Raw genomic sequence first — 1,963 nt, forward strand, 5'->3', positions numbered from 1 at the left:
TGCTTCGCAGCCCAGCGGGAGCAAGCTCCCTCGCCACAAAAAGCGGTCTCATTGCTTCGCAGCCCAGCGGGAGCAAGCTCCCTCGCCACAAAAAGCGGTCTCATGGCCATATTGCTATTCAGCCTCACCATAAAAAAGACAATCGGAGACACGCCATCATGGCTTTGGATTTATTCGTCGTACTCATCTACGCCGCCGCGATGCTGATGCTCGGCTATTACGGCATGCGCAAGGCCAAGACCAACGAAGACTTTTTGGTCGCCGGTCGCAACCTCGGCCCGAGCATGTACATGGGCACCATGGCCGCCACCGTTCTGGGCGGCGCRTCCACCGTCGGCACCGTGCGCCTGGGCTACGTCCATGGCATCTCCGGTTTCTGGCTGTGCGCGGCACTCGGCTGCGGGATCGTGGCGCTGAACCTGTTCCTCGCCAAACCGCTGCTGAAACTGAAAATCTACACCGTTACCCAAGTGCTGGAAAAACGCTACAACCCGATGGCCCGCTCCGCGAGCGCGGTGATCATGCTGGCGTATGCGCTGATGATCGGCGTAGTTTCGATCCTGGCAATCGGCACCGTGCTGCAAGTGCTGTTCGGCCTGCCGTTCTGGGTCTCGGTATTGCTCGGCGGTGGCGTGGTGGTGATCTACTCGGCCATCGGCGGCATGTGGTCCCTGACCTTGACCGACATCGTCCAGTTCGTGATCAAGACCGTGGGCCTGATGTTCATCCTGTTGCCGATCTGCCTGTACCGCGTTGGCGGCTGGGATGAATTGGTGTTGAAACTGCCGGCCACTGCCTTCAGCTTCACCACGATTGGCTGGGACACCATCATCACCTACTTCATGATCTACTTCTTCGGGATCCTGATCGGCCAAGACATCTGGCAGCGTGTGTTCACCGTCAAGAGCGCCAAAGTGGCTCAGGTCGCCGGTACCTTCGCAGGCTTCTACTGCATCCTTTACGGCCTGGCCTGCGCCCTGATCGGCATGGCCGCTCACGTGCTGATCCCGGACCTGGACAACGTCAACAACGCTTTCGCCGCCATCGTCAAACTGTCCCTGCCGGACGGTATCCGTGGTCTGGTGATCGCCGCGGCCCTGGCGGCCATGATGTCCACCGCCAGCGCCGGCCTGCTCGCCGCTGCCACCACACTGACCGAAGACCTGCTGCCGAAACTGCGTGGAGGCAAACAGTCGAGCCTGGGCATGAACCGCCTGTTCACCCTGTTGACCGGCATCGTCGTACTCGGCATCGCTCTGGTCGTACATGACGTGATCAGCGCGCTGACCCTGGCTTACAACCTGTTGGTGGGCGGCATGCTGATCCCGCTGATCGGCGCGATCTTCTGGAAACGCGCAAACACCGCCGGCGCCATCGCCAGCATGGGCCTGGGCTTTGYCACTGCGCTGCTGTTCATGATCAAGGACGGTATGGACGCCAATACTCCGATCTACTACAGCCTCGGCGTGGGCCTGGTGAGTTTCGTGGTGGTCAGCCTTCTGTCCCGTCGCCCGGCCGTAGTGGCGAGCGCTGCCTAAGACTTCTATAACGACCTGATGCTTTCTTCGGCGGGTGTGGCGTCGGTTGCCACACCCGTTTTTTTTCGCCTGAAGGAATTTGCCCATGAAGATCGTCAGCCGCGATCAGTGGTTCAAGATCGAACGCATTTCGGTAGCCTTCCGGAGAGTATCTGCGCTCGATGATTGACGAGTGGCAGCGCCGACACGCCTGAAGCCTGCTGTACTCAGCGTCAGGGACCTCATAACGTTCTCGAAGAAGGACCTCATGACAAGAGCCGCCGTTCGTGCCGCCGTGCATCGTCGCATCCGCCGCCTGCTGGAAAACCAGGATGACTTCGACGACAACACCAACCTGATGCAGTTGGGCTTGGACAAAGAGGATATTGAAGAGCTGATCTTCCGCCTGGAGGATCAGTTGGGGTTGACGGCGTTTACCGCCGAAG

Annotated in this window: 1 protein-coding gene and 1 pseudogene; both read left to right on the forward strand. The window is 59.8% G+C overall.

The window, feature by feature from the left end:
* The first annotated feature begins 158 nt into the window (after positions 1–158).
* A complete protein-coding gene (locus AC1DLB_RS28805) occupies positions 159–1,538 on the forward strand; it encodes a sodium:solute symporter family protein (RefSeq protein ID WP_477786171.1) in 1,380 nt (459 codons plus the stop codon).
* Between the two features lie 247 nt (positions 1,539–1,785).
* A pseudogene (locus AC1DLB_RS28810) lies at positions 1,786–1,963 on the forward strand (acyl carrier protein); the annotation flags it as partial.

This window comes from Pseudomonas sp. 05N434 (assembly GCF_056396965.1).